This window comes from Methylophilaceae bacterium (genome assembly GCA_018398995.1).
GTDB lineage: Bacteria > Pseudomonadota > Gammaproteobacteria > Burkholderiales > Methylophilaceae.
Genome location: CP073759.1, coordinates 713,473 through 738,286, shown reverse-complemented (window position 1 = coordinate 738,286; position 24,814 = coordinate 713,473). Strand labels below are relative to the sequence as shown.

Annotated in this window: 30 protein-coding genes; all 30 read left to right on the top strand. The window is 42.5% G+C overall.

Annotated features, from left to right (window positions below; genetic code table 11):
• Nucleotides 1–35: 35 nt before the first annotated feature.
• The 30 genes from secE (at nt 36) to rplR (ending at nt 24,808) form a co-directional block, all read left to right on the top strand.
• Nucleotides 36–383 carry a preprotein translocase subunit SecE gene (gene secE / locus KFB94_03790; protein QVL46235.1) on the top strand — a complete coding sequence of 116 codons (348 nt, stop codon included), beginning with the start codon at nt 36–38 and terminating at the stop codon, nt 381–383.
• Complete coding sequence (nusG, locus tag KFB94_03785) at nt 383–919, top strand: transcription termination/antitermination protein NusG (GenBank protein QVL46234.1); 537 nt, start codon at nt 383–385, stop codon at nt 917–919. The genes secE and nusG overlap by 1 nt, the downstream gene beginning before the upstream one ends.
• 66 nt (nt 920–985) lie before the next feature.
• Entirely contained in the window at nt 986–1,417 is a 432-nt protein-coding gene (gene rplK / locus KFB94_03780; GenBank protein ID QVL46233.1) for a 50S ribosomal protein L11, read from the top strand.
• Between the two features lies 1 nt (nt 1,418).
• Entirely contained in the window at nt 1,419–2,105 is a 687-nt protein-coding gene (rplA, locus tag KFB94_03775; GenBank protein ID QVL46232.1) for a 50S ribosomal protein L1, read from the top strand.
• A 274-nt stretch (nt 2,106–2,379) separates the two neighbouring features.
• Entirely contained in the window at nt 2,380–2,901 is a 522-nt protein-coding gene (rplJ, locus tag KFB94_03770; protein ID QVL46231.1) for a 50S ribosomal protein L10, read from the top strand.
• 41 nt (nt 2,902–2,942) lie between these two features.
• Nucleotides 2,943–3,326 (top strand): 50S ribosomal protein L7/L12, encoded by a 384-nt coding sequence (gene rplL, locus KFB94_03765; GenBank protein QVL46230.1) that lies wholly within the window; start codon nt 2,943–2,945, stop codon nt 3,324–3,326.
• 173 nt (nt 3,327–3,499) lie between these two features.
• Complete coding sequence (rpoB, locus tag KFB94_03760) at nt 3,500–7,672, top strand: DNA-directed RNA polymerase subunit beta (protein ID QVL46229.1); 4,173 nt, start codon at nt 3,500–3,502, stop codon at nt 7,670–7,672.
• Nucleotides 7,673–7,745: 73 nt separating this feature from the next.
• The gene (gene rpoC, locus KFB94_03755; protein ID QVL46228.1) at nt 7,746–12,023 is read left to right on the top strand and encodes a DNA-directed RNA polymerase subunit beta'; all 4,278 of its coding nucleotides are present in this window, start codon (nt 7,746–7,748) and stop codon (nt 12,021–12,023) included.
• Between the two features lie 203 nt (nt 12,024–12,226).
• A complete protein-coding gene (rpsL, locus tag KFB94_03750) occupies nt 12,227–12,607 on the top strand; it encodes a 30S ribosomal protein S12 (GenBank protein QVL46227.1) in 381 nt (126 codons plus the stop codon).
• 80 nt (nt 12,608–12,687) lie between these two features.
• On the top strand, nt 12,688–13,158 hold the full coding sequence (rpsG, locus tag KFB94_03745; GenBank protein QVL46226.1) for a 30S ribosomal protein S7: 471 nt from the start codon (nt 12,688–12,690) through the stop codon (nt 13,156–13,158).
• A gap of 60 nt (nt 13,159–13,218) precedes the next feature.
• Nucleotides 13,219–15,309 (top strand): elongation factor G, encoded by a 2,091-nt coding sequence (gene fusA, locus KFB94_03740; GenBank protein ID QVL46225.1) that lies wholly within the window; start codon nt 13,219–13,221, stop codon nt 15,307–15,309.
• A gap of 33 nt (nt 15,310–15,342) precedes the next feature.
• Nucleotides 15,343–16,533, top strand: coding sequence for an elongation factor Tu (gene tuf / locus KFB94_03735; GenBank protein ID QVL46224.1), 1,191 nt, complete (start codon nt 15,343–15,345; stop codon nt 16,531–16,533).
• 65 nt (nt 16,534–16,598) lie between these two features.
• Nucleotides 16,599–16,907 carry a 30S ribosomal protein S10 gene (rpsJ, locus tag KFB94_03730; GenBank protein ID QVL46223.1) on the top strand — a complete coding sequence of 103 codons (309 nt, stop codon included), beginning with the start codon at nt 16,599–16,601 and terminating at the stop codon, nt 16,905–16,907.
• Nucleotides 16,908–17,015: 108 nt separating this feature from the next.
• Nucleotides 17,016–17,681 carry a 50S ribosomal protein L3 gene (gene rplC, locus KFB94_03725; protein ID QVL46222.1) on the top strand — a complete coding sequence of 222 codons (666 nt, stop codon included), beginning with the start codon at nt 17,016–17,018 and terminating at the stop codon, nt 17,679–17,681.
• A complete protein-coding gene (rplD, locus tag KFB94_03720) occupies nt 17,681–18,307 on the top strand; it encodes a 50S ribosomal protein L4 (protein ID QVL46221.1) in 627 nt (208 codons plus the stop codon). Before rplC ends, rplD begins: the two co-directional genes overlap by 1 nt.
• Entirely contained in the window at nt 18,304–18,615 is a 312-nt protein-coding gene (gene rplW / locus KFB94_03715) for a 50S ribosomal protein L23 (protein ID QVL46220.1), read from the top strand. Before rplD ends, rplW begins: the two co-directional genes overlap by 4 nt.
• Nucleotides 18,616–18,625: 10 nt before the next feature.
• Nucleotides 18,626–19,459 carry a 50S ribosomal protein L2 gene (gene rplB / locus KFB94_03710; GenBank protein QVL46219.1) on the top strand — a complete coding sequence of 278 codons (834 nt, stop codon included), beginning with the start codon at nt 18,626–18,628 and terminating at the stop codon, nt 19,457–19,459.
• A gap of 5 nt (nt 19,460–19,464) precedes the next feature.
• Entirely contained in the window at nt 19,465–19,740 is a 276-nt protein-coding gene (gene rpsS, locus KFB94_03705) for a 30S ribosomal protein S19 (GenBank protein ID QVL46218.1), read from the top strand.
• 9 nt (nt 19,741–19,749) lie between these two features.
• Nucleotides 19,750–20,088, top strand: a complete 339-nt coding sequence (gene rplV, locus KFB94_03700; GenBank protein QVL46559.1) for a 50S ribosomal protein L22 — start codon at nt 19,750–19,752, stop codon at nt 20,086–20,088.
• A gap of 1 nt (nt 20,089) precedes the next feature.
• A complete protein-coding gene (gene rpsC, locus KFB94_03695; GenBank protein QVL46217.1) occupies nt 20,090–20,806 on the top strand; it encodes a 30S ribosomal protein S3 in 717 nt (238 codons plus the stop codon).
• Entirely contained in the window at nt 20,790–21,206 is a 417-nt protein-coding gene (rplP, locus tag KFB94_03690) for a 50S ribosomal protein L16 (protein QVL46216.1), read from the top strand. The genes rpsC and rplP overlap by 17 nt, the downstream gene beginning before the upstream one ends.
• 10 nt (nt 21,207–21,216) lie before the next feature.
• Nucleotides 21,217–21,408, top strand: a complete 192-nt coding sequence (rpmC, locus tag KFB94_03685; GenBank protein QVL46558.1) for a 50S ribosomal protein L29 — start codon at nt 21,217–21,219, stop codon at nt 21,406–21,408.
• A gap of 11 nt (nt 21,409–21,419) precedes the next feature.
• Nucleotides 21,420–21,683: a 30S ribosomal protein S17 gene (gene rpsQ, locus KFB94_03680; protein QVL46215.1), complete on the top strand. Its 264-nt coding sequence runs from the start codon at nt 21,420–21,422 to the stop codon at nt 21,681–21,683.
• Between the two features lie 210 nt (nt 21,684–21,893).
• Entirely contained in the window at nt 21,894–22,262 is a 369-nt protein-coding gene (gene rplN / locus KFB94_03675; GenBank protein QVL46214.1) for a 50S ribosomal protein L14, read from the top strand.
• A 22-nt stretch (nt 22,263–22,284) separates the two neighbouring features.
• Nucleotides 22,285–22,602: a 50S ribosomal protein L24 gene (gene rplX, locus KFB94_03670; protein ID QVL46213.1), complete on the top strand. Its 318-nt coding sequence runs from the start codon at nt 22,285–22,287 to the stop codon at nt 22,600–22,602.
• A 20-nt stretch (nt 22,603–22,622) separates the two neighbouring features.
• On the top strand, nt 22,623–23,162 hold the full coding sequence (gene rplE / locus KFB94_03665) for a 50S ribosomal protein L5 (GenBank protein ID QVL46212.1): 540 nt from the start codon (nt 22,623–22,625) through the stop codon (nt 23,160–23,162).
• Between the two features lie 3 nt (nt 23,163–23,165).
• The gene (rpsN, locus tag KFB94_03660; GenBank protein QVL46211.1) at nt 23,166–23,471 is read left to right on the top strand and encodes a 30S ribosomal protein S14; all 306 of its coding nucleotides are present in this window, start codon (nt 23,166–23,168) and stop codon (nt 23,469–23,471) included.
• A gap of 15 nt (nt 23,472–23,486) precedes the next feature.
• The gene (gene rpsH / locus KFB94_03655) at nt 23,487–23,882 is read left to right on the top strand and encodes a 30S ribosomal protein S8 (GenBank protein QVL46210.1); all 396 of its coding nucleotides are present in this window, start codon (nt 23,487–23,489) and stop codon (nt 23,880–23,882) included.
• Between the two features lie 10 nt (nt 23,883–23,892).
• A complete protein-coding gene (rplF, locus tag KFB94_03650) occupies nt 23,893–24,426 on the top strand; it encodes a 50S ribosomal protein L6 (GenBank protein ID QVL46209.1) in 534 nt (177 codons plus the stop codon).
• Nucleotides 24,427–24,454: 28 nt separating this feature from the next.
• Entirely contained in the window at nt 24,455–24,808 is a 354-nt protein-coding gene (gene rplR / locus KFB94_03645) for a 50S ribosomal protein L18 (protein QVL46208.1), read from the top strand.
• Nucleotides 24,809–24,814: the final 6 nt, after the last annotated feature.

The following is a 24,814-nucleotide window of genomic DNA, read 5'->3' as shown; positions in this document are numbered from 1 at the left end:
CTGTTGAGTTGCCGTATAAAGTTAAGTGATTAATTATGGTAGATAAAATTAAGCTGGTGCTGTCCTTGCTGCTCATTGCCGCGGGTATCGCTGGTTTTTATCTTTTGGCTGAAAGCCCATTGGTATTACGTATTGTTATTGTAATTGTGGGTGTTGTACTTGCAGCTTTGCTGTTTAAAACAATACCAATAGGTCAGCAAGCATTTGATTTTGTCGGTGATTCAATTGCAGAAGCGAAGCGCGTGGTTTGGCCAACACGGAAAGAAACGGTTCAAACGACGATAGTTGTTTTTGTTTTGGTGGTGGTGATGGCGGCTTTCTTGTGGGTAATTGATATTGGCTTTTCACAGATGATTCAATGGGTATTAGGACGGAGTGCTTAATGGAAATGCATTGGTATGCAGTTCAGGTGTTTTCAAGTATGGAGAAGTCCGTTAAAGCTGCGCTAGAAGAGCGTATTGGTCGCTCCGATATTCAAGATCATTTTGGTGATATTTTAGTGCCGATTGAAGAAGTTGTAGAGATGAAATCAGGCGTTAAAAAAATCTCTGAGCGACGTTTGTATCCTGGGTACGTATTAGTACAGATGGCGATGACAGATGCGAGCTGGCATCTAATTAAAAGTACGCCCCGAGTAACTGCATTTATTGGTGGAAGTGCGCAGAAACCAACACCAATAAAAGATAAAGAAGTTGAAATCATCTTACAGCGCATGGATGATAGCAAATCGAATCCAACGCAGAAAATGACGTTTGAAAAAGGCGAATCTGTGCGTGTCATTGATGGGCCATTCAAAGATTTCTCTGGCAATATTGAAGAGGTCAATTACGAGAAAAGTAAAGTGCGTGTGTCAGTTTCTATTTTTGGCCGCGCAACACCTGTTGAGTTGGATTTTAGTCAAGTAAATAAAGAAGTTTAGTAGCAAGTATTGTTAACGGGGAGCCTTTATTTTAAAGGCGTTTGCACCCAATTTAGGAGTAGCAAAATGGCAAAAAAAGTCATCGGTTATATCAAGCTGCAGATACCTGCAGGTAAAGCAAACCCAAGTCCACCGGTTGGTCCAGCGTTGGGTCAACGTGGTTTGAATATCATGGAATTTTGTAAAGCATTTAATGCTGCAACACAAGGTGTAGAGCCTGGTTTGCCAATTCCTGTAGTCATTACTGCATTTGCAGATAAGAGCTTCACTTTCATCATGAAAACGCCACCAGCATCAATTTTGCTGAAGAAGGCGGCTAAAATTACTAAAGGGTCTCCGCGTCCACACGTTGATAAAGTGGCGACTATTACCCGTAAGCAAGCTGAAGAAATTGCAACAACTAAGATGCCTGATTTGACCGCCGCTGATATGGATGCAGCTGTGCGCACAATTGCAGGTAGTGCGCGCAGTATGGGCATTATTGTGGAGGGTGAATAAGATGGCTAAAAGAATAAATGCACTTCGTGCAAAAATTGATCGTAATAAATTATATCCAGCGCAAGAGGCGCTAACACTTGCTAAAGAAGGTGCAAAAGTTAAGTTTGATGAGTCTATTGATATCTCAATTAACCTAGGAATTGATGCTAAAAAATCAGATCAATTGGTTCGCGGTTCTTTAGTGTTGCCAAATGGTATTGGTAAAACAACACGAGTAGCTGTTTTTGCACAAGGTGCACAAGCAGATGCAGCTAAAGAAGCGGGTGCTGATATTGTAGGTTTTGAAGACCTTGCTGAGCAAATTAAAGGCGGCATGATGGATTTTGATGTTGTGATTGCAACACCAGATGCAATGAGAATAGTTGGTACCTTAGGTCAAGTATTAGGCCCACGTGGTTTAATGCCAAACCCAAAAGTGGGTACGGTAACGCCAGATGCAGCAACAGCAGTAAAAAATGCGAAAGCTGGTCAGGTGCAATACCGTACAGATAAAGGCGGTATTATTCATTGCACAATCGGCCGTGCTTCATTTACCGTTGAACAACTTTCAGGAAATATGATTGCGTTAGTAGAGGCGATCAGTAAAGCTAAGCCAGCTTCATCTAAAGGTGTTTATTTAAAGAAAATGTCTATTTCTAGCACGATGGGTCCTGGTATTCGCGTGGATCAAGCTACACTAGCATCATAAGGAATTGCCGAGCATTTGCTCGGTTTGAAAGAACTTTGGGCTTGCTGCTTTAAATAAAGTAGCAAGAGCATCAAAGACCGTTGGTGCCCATAAGGGCTTAATTGATGTTGATCAGTAATGGGTGAATGAAGTGATTCAATCCTCTGTTATTGTTTATCGGAATCCAACGCAGATGGCGAACCCGATACAGGATTTGTAAGCCCTGAATCAAGGACGCCGTGAGTGGTGCGATATTTAGGTATTGTACTTAACATTAACGGAAGGAGAAAAGACCTTGAGTCTCAATCTAACAGAGAAAAAAGCAGTAGTTGCTGAAGTCAGCGAGCAAGTCGCGTCGGCGCAAGCAATTGTTCTTGCTGAGTATCGTGGCTTGACGGTGACAGAAATTACGTCACTAAGAGCTGAAGCTAGAAAAGCTGGTGTTTATTTGCGTGTTCTTAAAAACACGTTAGTCCGTCGTGCAATCGACGGTACGCCGTTTTCTGGTTTAACAAACGATATGGTTGGTCCATTGATGTTTGGCATTTCAGCCGATCCAGTGGCAGCAGCAAAAGTAATGAACAGTTTTGCGAAGACTAACGATAAGTTTGTGATCAAAGCAGGCGCAATGCCAAACGAAGTTTTAGACCAAGCAGGTGTAAAAGCGTTGGCAACAATGCCTAGCCGTGAAGAGCTGTTGTCTAAATTGCTCGGTACTATGCAAGCTCCTGTGGCCAAATTTGTGCAGACACTTAATGAAGTGCCTACCAAATTTGTACGCGGTCTTGCTGCAGTACGTGATCAAAAAGCAGCTTAATTTTACGCTAACTTAATATTTAAATTTTAGGAGTTTTACAAATGGCAATTTCAAAAGACGATATCTTAGAAGCAATCAGTGCAATGTCAGTTTTAGATTTATCTGCATTGATTAAAGAAATGGAAGAAAAATTTGGTGTATCTGCAGCCGCAGCAGCAGTTGCAGTTGCAGCGCCAGCAGCAGGTGGTGATAGTGGTGCTGCAGCAGCTGAAAAATCAGAGTTCGACGTGGTGTTAACTGCAGCTGGCGAACAAAAAGTAAGCGTAATTAAAGCTGTTCGTGAATTAACTGGTCTTGGTTTGAAAGAAGCTAAAGATTTAGTGGATGGAGCACCTAAAACAATTAAAGAAGGTTTGGCAAAAGCAGAAGCTGACGAAGCATTGAAAAAATTAATTGAAGCTGGTGCTACTGGCGAACTTAAATAATTAAGTTATGTGATTAAGTTAGGCTGGCGGGAAACCGTCAGCCTAAGCTGTTTATAGATAGTAAAAATTGTATCAAAATGTAATCGATTTTTAATATTAAAAGATGTTATAAATCAAAGCATTAGAATTTCTAGTTCTTTGATTTCTACCCTCAAAAAATATCAGGAGACGCTATGAGCTATTCCTTTACCGAAAAAAAACGTATTCGTAAGAGTTTCGCTAAAAGAGAAAGTGTGCAGGAAGTACCTTACTTACTTGCGATGCAATTGGAGTCCTACAAAGCCTTTCTACAGGCGGATGCTTCACGGGACGAGCGTAAAAATACAGGCCTCGAGTCAGCTTTCAGATCGGTTTTTCCAATTGAGAGTCATTCGGGTAATGCGCGCTTAGATTATGTCAGCTACCAATTAGGTGCTGAGCCATTTGATGTAAAGGAATGTCAGCAGCGAGGCTTAACTTATGCTGCACCAATTCGAGTTAAAGTGCGTCTAACGATAATGGACAAAGAGGCATCTAAGTCTACGGTAAAAGAAGTTAAAGAGCAGGAAGTTTATATGGGCGAGTTGCCATTGATGACTGAAAACGGCTCATTTGTGATTAATGGTACTGAGCGGGTGATTGTTTCACAATTGCACCGCAGTCCAGGTGTGTTCTTTGAGCACGATAGAGGTAAAACACACAGTTCAGGCAAGTTGCTATTTTCTGCGCGCGTGATTCCTTATCGTGGTTCTTGGTTGGATTTTGAGTTTGATCCTAAGGATTATTTGTATTTCCGCGTTGATCGCCGTCGTAAAATGCCGGTCACTGTGTTGTTAAAAGCGCTCGGCTTTATGCCAGAGCAGATTTTAGAAGCTTTCGGAGATACCGACACATTCCACATTGGACCTAAAGGGGTGGAGTTCACTTTAGTGCCTGATCGTTTACGCGGTGAAGTAGCAAAATTTGATATTACCGATAAAAATGGCGTAGTAGTGGTTGCAAAAGATAAACGTATCACTGTTAAACATATTCGTGAAATTGAAAAAGCGGGCATTGATAAAATCGCAGTGCCAGCTGAGTTTATGCTGGGCCGCGCCATCATGAAAAACATTATCGACACCGAAACAGGTGAAGTGATTGCTAATGCGAATGATGAAATGACTGAAGAGTTGTTTGAGAAGCTAGTTGAAGCTAAAGTCAAAACAGTTGATACGCTTTACTCAAACGATTTGGATCATGGTGACTTTATTTCACAAACACTACGTATCGATGAAGTGCCAGATCAGTATGCCGCACGTACCGCTATTTATCGGATGATGCGTCCAGGTGAGCCGCCGACTGAAGATTCAGTAGAGGCGCTATTTCAAGGTTTATTCTTTAATCCAGATCGCTATGATTTATCTGTAGTAGGTCGTATGAAGTTTAACCGCCGTGCTTACCCAACTAAATTGGAAGACCGTACTGCTGATTGGATGAAGCGATTCTATGAGCGCGTGGGTCCTCAGGGTGATACAGGCGAAATGATTCTGTCGACAGATGATGTGTTGGCTGTGATTGGCGTGTTGTTAGAGTTGCGTAATGGACATGGTGAGATTGATGATATTGACCACTTAGGCAATCGACGTATTCGCTCTGTAGGTGAATTAGCTGAGAACCAATTCCGTGCAGGTTTGGTGCGCGTAGAGCGTGCTGTTAAAGAGCGTTTAAGCCAAGCTGAATCAGATAACCTAATGCCGCATGATTTGATTAATGCGAAGCCAGTCTCAAGTGCGATTAGAGAATTCTTTGGCTCAAGTCAGCTTTCACAGTTTATGGATCAAACTAATCCATTATCAGAGATTACGCATAAGCGCCGTATTTCTGCATTAGGCCCAGGTGGTTTGACTCGCGAGCGTGCAGGTTTTGAAGTGCGCGATGTGCATACGACGCATTATGGTCGCGTTTGTCCAATTGAAACGCCAGAGGGTCCAAACATTGGTTTGATTAACTCGCTGGCATTGTATGCACGGACTAATGAATATGGTTTCTTAGAAACACCATACCGCCGTGTAAAAGATAATAAAGTATCGAAAGATATTGATTTCCTTTCTGCCATCGAAGAAAGTGAATTCATGATTGCGCAAGCGAATACTGAGCTTGATGCTAAAGGTGGTTTTAAAGAGGAAATCGTCTCTTCACGTTATCAAAATGAATTTACGATGGCGCAACCTGAAAGCGTCCAATATATGGACGTCGCACCGGGACAAATTGTATCAGTCGCTGCATCATTGATTCCATTCCTGGAGCATGATGATGCAAACCGTGCGCTGATGGGTGCCAACATGCAACGTCAAGCGGTTCCATGTTTACGCGCTGAAAAAGCAGTGGTTGGGACAGGTATTGAGCGTACAGTTGCGATTGACTCAGGTACGATCGTACAAGCAAGTCGTGGCGGTATTGTTGATTATGTTGACTCAAGCCGTATTGTGGTACGCGTGAATGATGATGAAGCCGTTGCTGGTCAAGTAGGCGTTGATATCTACAACTTAACCAAATACACACGTTCAAACCAAAATACCAATATTAACCAACGACCATTGGTTAAAATTGGCGATACTCTACGTCGTGGTGATGTGATTGCCGATGGTGCTTCTACCGATATGGGTGAATTGGCGCTTGGTCAAAATATGTTAGTTGGTTTTATGCCATGGAACGGCTATAACTTTGAGGATTCAATCTTAATCTCAGAGCGCGTTGTAGCAGATGACCGTTATACGTCTATTCATATTGAAGAGTTATCCGTTGTTGCGCGTGATACCAAATTAGGGCCAGAGGAAATTACACAAGATATTTCGAATCTATCAGAGCGTATGCTAGGCCGTTTAGACGAATCAGGCATCATTTATATTGGTGCTGAAGTCGAAGCTGGCGATGTGTTGGTAGGTAAAGTGACGCCAAAAGGTGAGACACAATTAACGCCAGAAGAAAAGTTGCTACGTGCGATTTTTGGTGAAAAAGCATCTGATGTGAAAGATACGAGTTTGCGTGTACCATCAGGAACAACGGGCACAGTGATTGATGTGCAGGTGTTTACGCGTGAAGGGATTGATCGTGATGCGCGTGCACAACAAATCATTGATGATCAATTAGGTCATTTTAAACAAGATTTAGCCGATCAAATGCGTATTGTTGAAGATGATGCGTTCGGTCGTATTCGTCGCTTAATCGAAAGTCAAGTTGCAACTGGCGGTCCAAACAAGCTGAAAAAAGGCGACAAAGTGTCTGCTGAGTATTTAGATTCGGTAGGGCGTTATGATTGGTTTGATATTCGTTTGTCGGATGAAGATGCTGCACGTCAATTGGAACAACTAAAAGATGGATTAACAACTGCGCGTGCTAATTTTGACAATAAATACGAAGAGAAAAAACGTAAATTAACTCAAGGTGATGAATTGCCACCGGGCGTGCAAAAAATGGTTAAAGTTTATTTAGCTGTTAAACGTCGCATTCAGCCAGGCGATAAAATGGCTGGTCGTCACGGTAACAAAGGGGTTATTTCAAAAATTGCACCAGTTGAAGATATGCCACATATGGCTGATGGTACGCCAGTTGATATTGTGTTGAATCCACTAGGTGTTCCGTCTCGTATGAACATTGGTCAGATTTTAGAAGTACATCTAGGTTGGGCTGCTAAAGGCTTGGGTATGCGAATTGCCGAAATGTTAGAAGCTGAAACTAAAGTGGCTGAAATACGTGAATTTTTAAATAAAGTGTATAACGATAGTACAGGTAAAAAAGAAGAGATTGACAGTTTATCTGATGCTGAAGTGATTGAGCTTGCGCATAATCTCAAACGCGGCGTGCCTTTCGCAACACCAGTATTCGATGGTGCTGCTGAGTCTGATATTAAAGAAATGCTTGATTTGGCTTTCCCGGATGATGATGGGCGCACCAAACAGTTACAATTTCATGCTGGTAAAACGCAAGTTAAATTATTTGATGGACGCACTGGGGACGCTTTTGAACGTCCAGTTACCGTTGGTTATATGCATGTATTGAAATTGCATCATTTGGTTGATGACAAAATGCATGCACGTTCAACGGGTCCTTACAGCTTGGTGACGCAACAACCATTGGGCGGTAAAGCGCAATTTGGCGGTCAACGTTTTGGTGAGATGGAGGTTTGGGCATTGGAGGCTTATGGTGCGGCTTATACCTTGCAAGAGATGCTCACTGTTAAGTCTGATGACGTTAATGGTCGAACTAAAGTGTATGAGAATATCGTTAAAGGCGAACACAAAATTGAAGCTGGTATGCCAGAGTCATTTAACGTGCTGGTAAAAGAAATTCGTTCGCTTGCTATCGACATCGATTTAGATCGCAACTAATTTATATTATGCGCACTTTTAGGTGCATTAGTTTTTATTTATGCGCCTGCGGGTGCATTAGAGGAGAAGTCAAATGAAAGCGCTATTAGACTTATTTAAACAGGTAACGCAAGAAGAAGAGTTTGACGCGATTAAGGTCGCGTTAGCCTCGCCTGAAAAAATCCGTTCATGGTCTTATGGGGAAGTAAAAAAACCTGAAACCATCAACTATCGTACATTCAAGCCTGAGCGTGATGGTTTATTCTGTGCAAAAATCTTTGGTCCAACTAAAGATTATGAGTGTTTGTGTGGTAAATATAAACGCCTAAAACACCGCGGTGTGATTTGTGAAAAATGCGGTGTTGAGGTGACTTTATCTAAAGTACGTCGTGAGCGTATGGGGCACATTGAGCTTGCATCTCCTGTTGCGCATATTTGGTTCTTAAAATCATTGCCAAGCCGTTTAGGTATGGTATTAGATATTGCATTGCGTGATATTGAGCGTGTGCTTTATTTTGAAGCATTCATTGTGGTTGATCCTGGTATGACGCCATTAGTACGCGGACAGTTGTTAACAGAGGATGACTATCTTTCCAAAGTGGAAGAGTACGGCGATGAGTTTAATGCAGTCATGGGTGCTGAAGCGGTGCGTGAACTGTTAAAGACCCTAGATATCCATCAAGAAATTGAAATCTTACGTAAAGATTTGTCAGAAACGGGCTCAGAAGCAAAAATTAAGAAAATTGCTAAGCGTCTAAAAGTATTAGAAGCATTCCAAAAATCTGGCATTAAACCAGAGTGGATGATACTTGAAATCTTACCAGTATTACCACCAGAGCTGCGTCCATTGGTACCATTAGATGGTGGTCGTTTTGCAACATCTGATTTGAACGATTTATATCGTCGTGTGATTAACCGTAATAATCGTTTAAGAAGATTATTAGAGTTGCGTGCCCCAGAAATTATTTGCCGCAACGAAAAGCGTATGTTGCAAGAAGCGGTTGACTCATTATTAGACAATGGTCGTCGCGGTAAAGTGATGACAGGTGCAAATAAACGACCATTGAAATCATTGGCCGACATGATTAAAGGTAAAGGCGGTCGTTTCCGTCAAAACTTGTTGGGTAAACGTGTCGATTACTCAGGCCGTTCAGTGATTGTGGTTGGACCACAACTTAAGTTACATCAATGTGGCTTGCCTAAAAAAATGGCGCTTGAGTTATTTAAACCATTTATTTTCCATAAATTGGAAGTGTTGGGTTTAGCAACAACCATTAAAGCAGCTAAGAAAAAAGTAGAAGAAGAAGGACCAGAAGTTTGGGATATCTTGGAAGACGTCATTCGTGAGCATCCTGTGATGCTAAACCGTGCGCCTACATTGCATCGTTTGGGTATCCAAGCCTTTGAGCCTGTATTAATTGAAGGTAAAGCGATTCAATTGCACCCATTGGTTTGTTCGGCATTTAACGCTGACTTCGATGGTGACCAAATGGCTGTTCACGTTCCATTAAGCTTAGAAGCGCAAATGGAAGCACGCACCTTAATGTTGGCCTCAAACAATGTGCTATCACCAGCAAATGGTGAGCCAATTATTGTGCCTTCACAAGATATTGTGTTGGGTCTTTATTACATGACGCGTGAGAAGGTAAATGCGCGCGGTGAAGGCATGATTTTTAGTGACGTAAAAGAAGTGCAGCGCGTCTATGACCAAGGTATGATTGATTTGCACGCGAAAATTACAGTGCGTATCAAAGAGTATGAAATGGATGTTGAAGGTAATAAGACAGAAAAAATCAATCGTTACGAAACGACGGTTGGACGTGCAATCTTGTCAGAAATTTTACCAGCAGGTTTGTCGTTCAGCCATTTATCAAAAGCATTGAAAAAGAAAGAGATTTCTCGCTTAATTAATGCTTCATTCCGTCAAGTTGGTATACGTGAAACAGTTATCTTTGCTGATAAATTGATGTACACAGGTTATACCTATGCGACAAAAGCGGGTATCTCTATTTCTGTGAACGACATGCTTGTGCCAGCAGAAAAAGAAGACTTAATCAATGCCGCCGATGCAGAAGTGCGTGAAATTCACGACCAGTATGTATCTGGTTTAGTCACCCAAGGTGAGCGCTACAATAAAGTGGTGGATATTTGGGGCCGCACAGGTGATAAAGTTGCTGATGCCATGATGAAGCAACTGCGCGAAGAAAAAGTACTAGATGCAAGTGGCAAGCAAGTAAAAGATGAAAATGGCAAGCCAATGACACAAGAGTCATTTAACGCGATTTATATGATGGCCGATTCTGGTGCGCGTGGTTCAGCCGCACAGGTCAGACAGCTTTCAGGTATGCGTGGTTTGATGGCTAAGCCAGATGGTTCTATTATTGAAACACCTATTAAGGCTAACTTCCGAGAAGGCTTAAATGTGTTGCAATACTTTATTTCTACCCACGGCGCCCGTAAAGGCCTAGCAGATACGGCATTAAAAACAGCAAACTCAGGTTATTTAACCCGTCGTTTAGTTGATGTTACACAAGATTTGGTTGTAACCGAGTTGGATTGTGGAACTGATTCAGGCTTGGTCACCAAGGCGTTGGTAAAAGGTGGTGAAATTGTTGAGCCGTTGCATGATCGAATTCTAGGCCGCACAGCAGCTTTAGACGTGATTCATCCTGAGACACAAGAGGTCATTTATCCCGCAGGCACACTGTTAGGTGAAGATGAAGTTGAAAGAATTGATGCTTTGGGTATTGATGAGGTCAAAGTGCGTACAGCCTTGACGTGCGACACGCGCTACGGTATCTGTGCCACTTGCTATGGTCGCGACTTAGGTCGAGGTAAGTTGATTAGTATGGGTGAAGCCGTTGGTGTAATTGCGGCCCAGTCCATCGGTGAGCCAGGTACTCAGTTAACTATGCGTACTTTCCATATTGGTGGTGCGGTGTCGCGTGCGGCTACCATTAGTCAAGTCGAAAGTAAATCTAACGGTACATTAAGTTTTACTTCAAATATGCGCTATGTAACCAATGCGCGTGGCGAACAAGTGGTGATTTCACGTAATGGCGAAGTCATTATTATGGACGACAACACAGCTCGTGAACGCGAGCGTCATAAAGTACCTTACGGTGCAACGTTAGCGGTAAGTGATGGTAAAACTGTTAAGGCTGGTCAAGCCCTAGCGACTTGGGATCCGCATACAAGACCAATCATTATCGAATATGCAGGTAAAGTAAAGTTCGAGAACGTTGAAGAGGGTGTTACTGTCGCTAAGCAAGTCGATGAAGTAACTGGTTTGTCTACTTTGGTCGTTATTGATCCTAAACAGCGCGCAGGTCAAAGCAAAGGTTTGCGTCCGCAAATTAAATTGTTAGATGCTGCGGGTCAAGAAGTAAAGGTAGCTGGCAGTGATGTGCCAGTGAATGTGACATTCCAATTGGGCTGCATCATTACTGTAAAAGATGGTCAAGATGTCGGTGTGGGTGAGGTGATTGCAAGTATCCCACAAGAGTCATCTAAAAACCGTGACATTACTGGTGGTCTACCACGAGTGGCTGAATTATTTGAAGCGCGCTCACCAAAGGATGCAGGTATGTTGGCTGAGGTCACTGGTAGTGTTTCATTTGGTAAAGATACCAAAGGTAAACAACGTTTGGTGATTACCGATGTGGATGGAGAAGTGAGTGAATTCCTAATCGCTAAAGATAAGCACGTAACGGTGCATGATGGCCAAGTCGTTACCAAGGGTGAAAGCATTGTAGACGGCCCAGCAGATCCACAAGATATTCTGCGTTTGCGTGGACGCGAAGCATTGGCAAGGTATGTGATCGATGAGGTGCAAGATGTGTATCGCTTACAAGGTGTTAAGATTAACGATAAACACATTGAAGTCATTGTGCGTCAAATGTTACGTCGTGTTCGCATTACCGATGCAGGCGACACAGGCTTTATTCAAGGTGAACAAGTTGAACGTGCAGATGTATTGACAGAGAACGAAAAAGTCATTGCTGAAAATAAACGCCCAGCTAGTTATGAATACGTGTTGCTTGGCATTACTAAAGCATCACTTTCAACTGATTCGTTTATTTCTGCAGCATCATTCCAAGAGACTACGCGTGTGTTGACCGAAGCAGCTATATTAGGTAAACGTGATGAGTTACGCGGATTAAAAGAAAATGTGATTGTTGGTCGTTTGATTCCTGCAGGTACCGGTTTGGCTTATCATGAGTCCCGTAGAAGAGCGGCGTCTGGATTAGTTGAGTCTGCAGCAGTGGCCGCGGCAGAAGAGTTATTTGCTAAGCAGGATGAGCCACTTGAAGTCACTGTAAATCAAGAAGCCGAAAGTGCTGCACCAGATATTGAAACACCTGCAGAATAATATCGCGTCGCTTTTATGTTGAATTAACAAGAGGTCGGCAAATTCGAGCTACTTTTAACTTGACACAAGAGCGGTCCGACCATACAATGCTCAGCTTTTCAGAATAGGCTAATTGCCTGCAATTAGCGCTATTCTGTAGTTGGGTATTATTAAGCATCACGAAAAGTATTTTTTTAAAGCATTTAAAATAAGGGTTCAAGGCAATGCCAACCATTAATCAGTTAATTCGTAAACCACGCGCTAAAGTGGTTGTTAAAAGTAAAGTGCCAGCGCTAGAAGCGTGCCCACAAAAGCGTGGCGTATGTACGCGTGTTTACACAACCACACCAAAAAAACCAAACTCTGCGTTACGTAAAGTGGCCAAAGTTCGCTTAACTAATGGCTATGAAGTGATTAGTTATATTGGCGGTGAAGGTCATAACTTACAAGAGCATAGTGTGGTGTTATTGCGCGGCGGTCGTGTAAAGGATTTGCCAGGTGTGCGTTACCATATGGTGCGCGGTAGTTTAGATACTGCGGGCGTAAAAGATCGTAAGCAATCTCGTTCTAAATACGGTGCAAAACGCCCTAAAGCAGGTAAGTAAAGTAGTATTTTTTAATAGCGGCTGAAATGCCTTGCTCGTGTAATTGCTAGCAAAATTAACTTAAGAGAATAGAGAATAGAATGCCTAGACGTAGAGAAGTCCCGAAGCGTGACATCCTTCCTGATCCAAAATTTGGTAGTGAAGAAGTATCAAAATTCGTCAACGTATTAATGACTGGTGGTAAAAAGTCAGTTGCGGAGCGTATTTTATATGGCGCTTTTGATCAAATTACCGCCAAAAGTGGCAAGGATGCATTAGAAGTCTTTACCACTGCGTTGGTGAATTTGCGCCCAGTTGTAGAAGTGAAGTCGCGTCGTGTTGGTGGTGCAAACTATCAAGTGCCAGTTGAGGTTCGTCCTAGCCGTCGTAGTGCGCTAGCCATGCGTTGGATGCGTGATGCCGCACGTAAGCGTGGTGAGAAATCAATGGGCTTGCGTTTAGCAGCTGAATTAATGGAGGCTTCTGAAGGTCGTGGCTCTGCGATGAAAAAACGTGAAGAAGTACATCGTATGGCTGAGGCAAACAAAGCATTCTCGCATTTTAGATTTTAATATTCATTGATTGTATTGATTAATAATCGCTCTTTAAGAATTTAAGTAAAGGTAATCACTGTGGCTCGTATAACCCCTATTAATCGCTATCGAAATATTGGTATTTCTGCTCATATTGACGCTGGTAAAACAACAACAACGGAACGTATTTTATTTTACACAGGTGTAAACCATAAAATTGGTGAGGTGCATGATGGCGCCGCAACAATGGACTGGATGGAGCAAGAACAAGAGCGTGGTATTACCATTACTTCTGCAGCTACTACCTGTTTCTGGAAGGGTATGGCTAATCAATTTGACCAACATCGTATCAATATTATCGATACACCTGGTCACGTTGACTTTACAATTGAAGTTGAACGCTCAATGCGCGTACTTGATGGTGCCGTAATGGTGTATTGTGCTGTTGGTGGCGTTCAGCCACAGTCTGAGACTGTTTGGCGTCAAGCTAACAAATATAAAGTGCCTCGCTTGGCTTTTGTTAATAAAATGGACCGTGCAGGCGCTGATTTCTTCAAAGTGTACGATCAAATGCGAGGACGTCTTAAAGCTAATCCAATACCATTGCAAGTACCAGTTGGCGCAGCGGAGACTTTTACTGGTGTTGTTGATTTGATCAAAATGAAATCAATCATTTGGGATGAAGAGTCGCAAGGCATGAAGTTTGAATACGGCGATATACCAGCAGCTTTGCAGGCTGATTGTGATAAATGGCGTTCAAATATGGTAGAAACAGCTGCTGAGGCCAATGAAACGTTAATGAACAAATATCTTGAAAATGGCGATTTGTCAGAAGAGGATATTTTGGAAGGTTTACGTATTCGTACCATTGCTTCTGAAATCGTACCAATGATGTGCGGTTCGGCTTTTAAAAATAAAGGCGTGCAAGCGATGTTGGACAAAGTGGTTGAGTTGATGCCTGCGCCAACCGATATTCCCGATACGCGTGCTGAAGATGATGAGGGTAATGAAGTTTTCTTGAAAGCATCTGACGATGAAAGATTTGCTGCGCTAGCATTTAAAATCATGACGGATCCATTTGTGGGTCAATTGATTTTCTTCCGCGTGTACTCAGGTACGCTTAATGCAGGTGACAGTGTATATAATCCAATCAAAGGTAAAAAAGAGCGTATTGGTCGTATTGTAGAGATGCACGCCAACTCGCGTGAAGCGCTTGAAGAGGTGCGTGCGGGTGATATTGCTGCTGCGATTGGTCTGAAAGATGCGACGACGGGTGATACTTTGTGTGCAGTTGGCCAAGAAATCATCCTTGAACGCATGGTTTTTCCAGAGCCAGTTATTCATGTGGCTGTTGAACCAAAAACAAAAGCTGACCAAGAGAAAATGGGTATTGCGTTAAACCGTTTGGCACAAGAAGATCCTTCATTTAGGGTAAAAACTGATATTGAAACGAATCAAACAATTATTTCTGGTATGGGTGAGTTGCACTTAGAAATTTTGGTTGATCGTATGCGCCGCGAATTTAACGTTGAAGCGAATATTGGTGCACCGCAAGTTGCTTATCGTGAAGCTTACAAAGATACTGTTGAGATTGAAGGTAAATTTGTTAAACAATCTGGTGGTAAAGGTCAATATGGTCATGTTTGGTTGAAAATGGAACCAAATGAAGCAGGTAAAGGTTTTGAATTTATTGATGCGATTAAAGGCGGTACAGTGCCACGCGAATTTATTCCTGCGGTAGAGAAAGGCTTACGTGAAACCATTCCCGCAGGTGTGTTGGCTGGGTTCCCCGTAGTTGATGCAAAAGTAACTTTATTCGATGGTTCATATCATGATGTTGACTCGAATGAAAATGCGTTCAAAATGGCGGCGTCTATGGCATTTAAAGCCGGTATGCGTAAGGCTAACCCAGTTATTCTTGAGCCAATGATGTCGGTTGAAATTGAAACGCCTGAAGATTATATGGGTGATGTAATGGGCGATTTATCATCACGTCGCGGTATCATTCAAGGAATGGATGATAATGCAACAGGCAAAATCATCCGTGCAGAAGTGCCTTTGGCAGAAATGTTTGGTTATTCAACAACCGTACGTTCACTATCGCAAGGTCGCGCATCGTATAGCATGGAATTTAAGCACTACGTGGAAGCGCCAAGAAACGTGGCTGAAGCAATTGTGAATAAGCAGTAATTGATTTTTATAGAATATTAAAGGAAGATAATCATGGCAAAAGGTAAATTTGAACGGACCAAGCCGCACGTAAACGTGGGAACAATTGGTCACGTGGATCACGGTAAGACAACGTTAACGGCTGCGATTTCGACAGTGCTAACGAAGAAATATGGTGGCGATAAGCGTGACTTTGCTGAGATTGACTCAGCCCCGGAAGAGAAGGCGCGTGGTATTACGATTAATACCTCACACGTAGAGTACGAGACAGAAGGACGTCACTACGCACACGTTGATTGCCCAGGCCATGCTGACTATGTTAAGAACATGATTACTGGTGCTGCACAAATGGACGGCGCTATTTTGGTTGTATCAGCTGCTGACGGCCCAATGCCACAGACGCGTGAGCACATCCTGCTTGGTCGTCAAGTTGGCGTTCCTTACATCATCGTATTCCTAAATAAAGCTGACATGGTTGACGACGAAGAGTTGTTAGAGTTGGTTGAAATGGAAGTACGTGAGTTATTGAGTAAATATGACTTTCCAGGCGATGACACACCCATTATCCGTGGTTCAGCTAAATTAGCACTAGAAGGCGACCAATCTGAGATTGGCGAGCCAGCAATTTTCAGATTAGCAGAAGCATTAGACAGCTACATTCCAATGCCAGAGCGTGCGATTGATGGAGCATTCTTGATGCCAGTTGAAGACGTATTCTCAATTTCAGGACGTGGTACTGTAGTAACAGGCCGTATTGAGCGTGGCATTGTAAAAGTCGGTGACGAGATTGAAATCGTTGGTATCAAAGATACCGTATCAACAACCTGTACAGGTGTTGAAATGTTCCGTAAATTGCTAGATCAAGGTCAAGCAGGCGACAACGTAGGTGTATTGCTACGTGGTACTAAACGCGAAGATGTTGAGCGTGGTCAAGTGTTGGCTAAAGCGGGTACAATCAAGCCACATACAAAATTCACAGCAGAGATTTATGTGTTGGGTAAAGATGAGGGTGGTCGTCATACACCATTTTTCCAAGGATACCGTCCACAGTTTTACTTCCGTACAACGGATGTAACGGGCGCTGTTGAGTTGCCAGCTGGCACAGAGATGGTAATGCCTGGAGATAACGTATCAATTTCAGTTGCATTGATTGCACCGATTGCGATGGAAGAAGGTTTACGCTTCGCTATTCGTGAAGGTGGCCGTACCGTTGGTGCGGGTGTCGTTGCTAAAATTATTGAATAGTAAGTAATTTAAAAATAAGGCGGCAGGCTTAAGTCTGCCGTTTCGCTCTTTATAAGGAAAAAATCATGGCAGCTCAAAAAATTCGTATTCGTTTAAAAGCATTTGATTATCGTTTGATTGATCAATCTGCTCAAGAGATTGTTGAAACAGCAAAACGTACTGGTGCTGTGGTAAAAGGACCTGTGCCTTTGCCAACTCGTATTGAACGTTTCGATATCTTACGTTCACCGCACGTTAACAAAACATCGCGTGATCAGTTTGAAATCAGAACGCATCAGCGCTTAATGGACATTGTTGAGCCTACAGATAAAACAGTAGATGCATTAATGAAGTTAGACCTGCCAGCAGGTGTTGATGTAGAAATTAAGCTGTAATTTGGCTTAAGGGTTGTAATAAAGTTTGGAGTTCGGTATAATCCGCGCTCTTTCACAGAAGTCGGTCAATTGTAATCGACTTTTTAATTAAATAATAAGGAATAGATCATGAGCTTAGGGCTTATTGGTCGCAAGGTGGGCATGACCCGCGTGTTTACTGAGGAAGGTAATAGTATCCCAGTAACCGTGCTTGAGGTTAAGCCTAATCGTGTGACACAGATCAAGACGGTCGAAACAGATGGCTATACTGGCCTTCAAGTTGCTTTCGGCGAACGTCGTGCTAGCCGCATTAATAAAGCGCTTACGGGGCACTATGCCAAAGCCGGCGCAGTTGCGGGTTCAGGCATGCAAGAATTCAATGTTGAGGCAGATGTGGCTGCTAATCATGCAATCGGCTCTGAAATTTCAGTGGCATTGTTTGAGGCGGGTCAATTAGTTGACGTGACTGGCACTTCGATTGGTAAAGGATTTGCTGGCGGTATTAAGCGTCACCACTTCTCATCAGGCCGCGCATCGCATGGTAACTCTAAAGCGCACAAGAAAATTGGCTCACAAGGTATGGCACAAGATCCAGGTCGCGTATTTCCTGGTAAGCGTATGGCTGGCCATTTGGGTGATGTTAAAGTGACAACGCAAAATCTAGAGGTGATTCGTGTTGATGCTGAACGTAACTTGTTGTTGATTAAAGGTGCTATTCCAGGCTCTAAAGGTGGTGATGTTGTTGTACGACCAGCCATTAAAGCAAAAGCGACCAAAACACAGGGAGCTAGATAATGGAAATTAAATTAATTGATAATGCAGGTAAAGTTGCCAAAAAAGGTATCACTGTATCTGAAGCAGCATTTGGTCGCGAATTTAATGAAGCACTGGTCCATCAAGTTGTAGTTGCTTATATGGCAAATGCGCGCACATCAACTCGTGCGCAAAAAACACGTGGCACAGTTGCTCACTCAACGAAAAAACCTTATGGGCAAAAAGGAACTGGTAACGCACGTGCCGGTATGACATCTAGTCCGATTTGGCGTGGAGGTGGACGTGCATTTCCTGCAAGTCCAAAAGACAACTACACGCACAAGGTCAATCGTAAAGCTTACCGAGCTGGTATGCAAACTATTCTTTCAGAATTGGTACGTCAAGAACGTATTGCTGTGGTTGAAGACTTTAAAGTTTATTCTCCTAAAACAAAACAGTTTGTAGAGAAAATTAAAGGCCTTGGCTATGCTGATGGCGTGCTATTGCTTACAGATGGTTTTGATGAAAATTTATATCTATCTTCACGTAACCTTACAAATGTAATGGTTGTGGAAGCGCAATATGCTGACCCAGTTAGCTTGGTTCGCTTTCCAAAAGTATTGGTGACAGCTGGTGCAGTGAAAAAACTTGAGGAGATGTTAGCATGAGTGCACTAATTCATACTCAAGATCGTTTGTTGCAGGTTATCGTAGCTCCCCAGGTGACTGAAAAAGCTACATATATAGCCGACAAACATGAGCAAATCGCATTTAAAGTACTTAAAGATGCAACTAAGCATGAAATTAAAGCGGCGGTCGAGCTGGTGTTTAAAGTTGAAGTTGAATCTGTTACAACGATAAACGTACTTGGTAAAACAAAGCGTGCTGGCCGCACCATGGGCAAGCGTAATGACTGGAAAAAAGCTTATGTAAGCTTGAAGCCTGGTCAAGAAATTAACTTCGCAGCTGGCGAATAAGGAGAGTGAGATGGCATTAATTAAAGTCAAACCAACTTCCCCGGGTCGTCGTGGAGTTGTTAAGGTTGTTACACCGGACTTGTATAAAGGCAAGCCTTACGCGCCGCTTTTAGAGAGTCAGAGTAAAAACGCTGGTCGTAACAATAATGGTCGCATTACAACGCGTCATCAAGGTGGTGGTCATAAGCAGCATTATCGTCTTGTTGATTTCCGTCGTAATAAAGATGGCATTCCAGCGAAAGTTGAGCACATTGCATACGATCCTAACCGTTCTGCACATATTGCATTGCTATGTTACGCCGATGGCGAGCGTCGTTACATTATTGCGCCAAAAGGTATTTCTGCTGGCGATCAGTTGATCAGTGGTTCAGAGGCGCCAATTAAAGCTGGCAATGCGCTACCGCTTCGCAACATTCCAGTTGGTAGCACTATTCATTGTATTGAGTTACAGCCTGGTAAAGGTGCGCAAATTGCACGTTCAGCAGGTACCTCAGTACAATTGTTAGCAAGAGAAGGCATCTATGCGCAGTTGCGTTTGCGCTCTGGTGAGGTTCGTCGTGTACACGTTGACTGTAAAGCGACAATGGGTGAAGTTGGTAATGGTGAGCATTCATTGCGCTCTATCGGAAAAGCTGGTGCAATGCGCTGGCGGGGTGTTCGTCCGACAGTTCGTGGTGTTGTGATGAACCCGGTTGATCACCCGCACGGTGGCGGTGAAGGTCGTACTGCAGCTGGTATGAATCCAGTAAGTCCTTGGGGTGTTCAAACTAAAGGTTTCCGCACTCGTAACAATAAACGTACGGACAATATGCGCGTTAGTCGCCGTCCGAGAGGCGTAAGGTAGAAAATATGGCACGTTCAATTAAAAAAGGTCCATTTATAGATGGACATTTAGCAAAAAAAGTAGAGGTTGCTGCGGCAAATCGTGATCGTAAACCAATTAAGACTTGGTCACGTCGTTCTACTATTTTGCCAAATTTTATTGGTTTGACGATTGCTGTGCATAACGGAAAAATTCATGTGCCAGTACTCATTTCTGAAAACATGGTAGGTCATAAGCTTGGTGAATTTGCGTTAACGCGTACATTCAAAGGTCATGCTGCTGACAAAAAAGCGAAGAAATAGGAGCTTATGATGGAAGTAACAGCAATCTTAAGAGGTGTGCACATCTCTCCGCAAAAAGCGAGACTTGTCGCTGACCTTGTGCGCGGCAAAAAAGTAGATCATGCTCTAAATATTCTAACTTTTACACCAAAAAAAGGTGCAGAGTTGATAAAAAAAGTAGTTGAGTCAGCTATTGCTAATGCAGAACATAATAACGGTGCAGATATCGATGAATTGAAAGTCACTTCAATATACGTTGATAAAGGCATTGTGTTGAAAAGAATTCGCGCTCGGGCCAAAGGCCGTGCTGGGCGTATCATTAAACCAACCTGCCACATTCATGTGACAGTAGGCGATACAAAGGCGTAATATGGGACAAAAAATACATCCAACCGGTTTCCGTTTAGCAGTAACAAAAAACTGGCAATCACGCTGGTATGCAAACTCTAAACAGTTTCCAGAAATGTTACAAAACGACATCAAAGTGCGTGACTTTCTAACAAAGAAATTAGTCAATGCTGCGGTCAGTAAAGTGGTGATTGAGCGACCTGCTAAAAATGCAAAAATTACAATTCATAGTGCCCGTCCAGGTGTTGTGATTGGTAAAAAAGGTGAGGATATCGAATCTTTACGTTCAACATTACAAGGTATGATGAATGTGCCGGTGCATTTAAATATTGAAGAAGTGCGTAAGCCTGAGCTTGATGCCACTTTAATTGCACAAAGTATTGCTCAACAATTAGAAAAACGTGTGATGTTTCGTCGTGCCATGAAGCGCGCAATGCAAAATGCCATGCGTCTTGGTGCTAAAGGCATCAAAATCATGAGTTCAGGTCGTTTAAACGGTATCGAGATTGCACGTACTGAATGGTATCGCGAAGGACGCGTTCCACTTCATACTTTGCGTGCTGATATTGATTATGGTGTTGCAGAGGCATTAACAACATACGGAATTATTGGTATTAAAGTATGGGTATTTAAAGGCGAGATTTTTGCGGATAATGCGCAAACTGCAGTTGATGCTGCTGATTCTGAACCAGAAAAAAAAGTAAGAAAGCCGAGGGTTAAAGATGCTACAACCATCTAGACAAAAATTCCGTAAAATGCAAAAAGGCCGTAACAAAGGCATTGCAACAACAGGAAATAAAGTAAGTTTTGGTGACTTTGGATTAAAAGCAATTGGTCGTGGGCGCATTACTGCTCGCCAAATCGAAGCTGCGCGTCGTGTAATGACGCGTCATATCAAACGTGGTGGTCGCGTTTGGATTCGTATTTTTCCAGATCAGCCAATTTCTAAGAAGCCAGCTGAAGTGCGTATGGGTAAAGGTAAAGGTAGTGTTGAATTTTACATCGCACAAATTAAGCCTGGCAAAATGTTATATGAAATGGACGGCGTGAGCGAAGAGCTTGCACGTGAAGCGTTTAAATTGGCAGCAGCAAAATTGCCAATTGAAACTGTATTCATGACACGTCAGCTTGGCGGTTAAGGAAAAGATGATGAAAGCTACTGATTTAAGAAGTAAAAATATTGACGAGCTAAATAACGAGCTGATCGAGTTGCGACGTGCACAATTCTCATTGCGCATGCAATCGGCAACACAGCAGCTAAACAAGCCAGATCAAATTTTAAAAACACGACGCAATATTGCGCGTATTAAGACTGTGCTAGCTGAAAAAGCGAAAGCCTAAGAGGATTGATGATGACAGAAACACAAGCAAAAGTTGTTCGCTCGTTAAGCGGTCGTGTCGTAAGTGATAAAATGGATAAAACAGTTACTGTGTTGGTGGAGCGTAAAATTAAGCACCCATTAATTGGTAAAGTTATATCTAAATCAAAGAAATTTCATGCGCACGATGAGAAGAATGAGTGTAAAGAAGGCGATATCGTAACAATTACAGAAGGTCGCCCACTATCTAAGCATAAAACTTGGGTGGTAACTAAGATTGCTGGAAAAGCCGCTTAAGCTATTCTAGAGATGTGGTAAAAATTTACATTTTCTACTTGCTAGAAAATGTAAATGAAGTATATAATGTTGGACTTTTCGGCGCTCGTATATGGTTAGTAACCCTAATTATCTACTTTAGCAAGCGCCCCAATACTGACCGTGGTCAATTGGCCGAACCAATTTTTGGCGGCTGTTTTGGTAAATACGGATTAAGTTGGAGATTATTTCATGATTCAAATGCAGTCAAGGCTAGAAGTGGCCGATAACACTGGTGCGCGTTCAGTAATGTGCATTAAAGTGTTAGGTGGTTCTAAGCGTCGTTACGCCAGTGTTGGTGATGTGATAAAAGTTACCATCAAAGATGCAGCTCCGCGTGGACGAGTTAAAAAAGGCGAGGTTTATAACGCTGTCGTTGTGCGTACCGCCAAAGGTGTGCGTCGTCCCGATGGTTCTTTAGTTAAGTTTGATAGCAATGCTGCGGTGTTGTTGACAGCTAAACTAGAGCCAATTGGTACCCGTATTTTTGGGCCAGTAACACGTGAATTACGTAGTGAGCGCTTTATGAAAATCGTTTCTTTAGCTCCTGAAGTGCTTTAAGAGCGAAGTAGAGGATATACAGATGAGTAAAATTCTTAAAGGTGATCAAGTTGTAGTCAATACAGGTAAAGATAAAGGTAAGCGTGGTGTTGTTACACGCATGCTTGAGAATGGCCTTGTTATTGTTGAAGGTATCAACTTGGCAAAAAAACATGAAAAGCCAAACCCTATGAAAGGTGTTGCTGGCGGTATCGTTACTAAAGAAATGCCAATACAGATTTCTAATATTGCTTTATTTAATGCGGCTACAGAAAAAGCTGACAGAATAGGTTATAAAGTTTTAAAAGACGGTCGCAAGATTCGTGTATACAAATCTAACGGCGAAGCTGTTGAAGCTTAAGTGAGTAAATGGGATAAATTATGGCACGCTTAAAACAATTTTATAATGAGTCAGTCGTTAAAGAAATGACTGAAAAGTTTGGTTATACCTCAGTAATGCAGGTGCCAAGAATAGAAAAAATTACACTTAACATGGGCGTCGGTGAGGCTGTTGCAGATAAGAAAGTAATGGAACACGCTGTTGGTGATATGGAAAAAATCGCCGGTCAAAAAGCTGTTGTAACCAAAGCAAAAAAATCCGTTGCAGCTTTTAAAATTCGAGATGATTACCCTGTTGGTTGTAAAGTGACTTTACGTCGTGAGCGTATGTACGAGTTCTTTGATCGTCTAGTAACTGTTGCTATTCCGCGTATAAGAGATTTTCGTGGTTTGTCATCAAGGTCTTTTGATGGTCGTGGAAATTACAACATGGGTGTAAAAGAACAAATCATTTTCCCTGAAATTGATTACGATAAAATTGATGCGATTCGTGGTATGAACATAACAATTACGACGACTGCAAAAACTGACGAAGAAGCTAAAGCATTGCTTTCTGCGTTTAACTTTCCTTTTAGAGGTTAAGACATGGCAAAAACATGTATGACAGAGCGTGAGATAAAACGACGCGCTACAGTAAAAAAATTCGCTGCTAAGCGTACGGCGCTAACAGCAATTATTAACGATCAAAGCGTTAGTGTTGAAGAGCAACGCGAAGCGCGCTTGAAATTACAAGCATTGCCGCGTAATTCAAGCCCTGTGCGGTTACGCAATCGTTGTGCGCTTACTGGACGTCCTCGTGGCGTGTTTAGTAAATTTGGAATTGGACGTAGTAAATTGCGTGACTTAATGATGGCTGGCAAAGTGCCGGGCGTTACTAAGGCTAGCTGGTAAATAAGGGACAGATCTATGAGTATGAGTGATCCAATTGCCGACATGTTAACGCGTATTCGCAATGCGCAAAGTGTTAATAAAATTTCGGTATCAATGCCAGCATCTAAATTAAAAGGTGCTATAGCGAGTGTGCTTAAAGATGAAGGCTACATTGAGAGTTATTCAGTTGAGCCAAATGATGGTAAACCAGTATTAAATATTGGTCTTAAGTATTATGCTGGACGCCCAGTTATTGAGAAAATTGAGCGTGTTAGTAAGCCAGGTTTGCGTGTTTACAATAGCGGACAGAATATACCTAAGGTAATGAATGGTCTTGGTGTGACAATTGTGTCTACATCCAAGGGTGTAATGACAGATCGTAAAGCGCAGGCTGCTGGTATTGGCGGCGAGTTGCTTTGCATAGTGGCTTAAGGAGAAGCAGATGTCACGTGTTGCTAAAAATCCAGTAGTCATTCCCGCTAAAGTGGAAGTTGTTTTGAGTGCAGATAGCATTGCTGTTAGCGGCCCTTTGGGTAAGTTATCTCACCCTTTAACCAGTGCTGTTAATTTGAATCGTGATGGTGAAACCATTACATTCAAAGCTGCAAATCAAGATGCGCATGCGCGTGCTATGTCAGGAACTTTGCGTTCTTTGGTCGCTAACATGGTGCACGGCGTTTCAGTGGGATTTACGCGTAAATTAACATTAGTTGGTGTAGGTTATAAAGCACAAGCACAAGGTCAAATGCTGAACTTGGAGTTGGGATATTCGCATCCAATCAATCATAAAATGCCTGATGGTATAACAGTGAAAACAGCGACACCTACGGAAATTGAATTGACGGGCGCTGATAAACAAGTCGTCGGTCAGGTGGCTGCACAAATACGTGCTTATCGTCAGCCTGAGCCTTACAAAGGTAAAGGTGTTCGTTATTCTGATGAAGTTGTTCAGATTAAAGAATCTAAGAAAAAATAGCAGTAATTTAAGAAATAAAGGCTAAAACATGACTACAGTAAATAATCGCTTGCGCCGTGCACGTAAAACCCGTGCCATTATTGCCGGGCAATCTGTAACGCGCTTGAGTGTGCATCGTACAAACTTACACATCTATGCACAAATCATTGATGCATCAGGTGCTAAGGTGCTTGCTAGTGCTTCTACAGCAGAAGCGGAAGTTCGTAAACAGTTAAAAAATGGTGGCAACGTTGAGGCGGCTACTGTTATAGGTAAACGCATTGCTGAGAAGGCAAAAAAAGCGGGTATTACTACAGTAGCTTTTGATCGTTCAGGCAATAAATATCATGGTCGCATTCAAGCGTTGGCAGAAGCTGCGCGTGAAAATGGTCTGTCATTTTAATAAGCG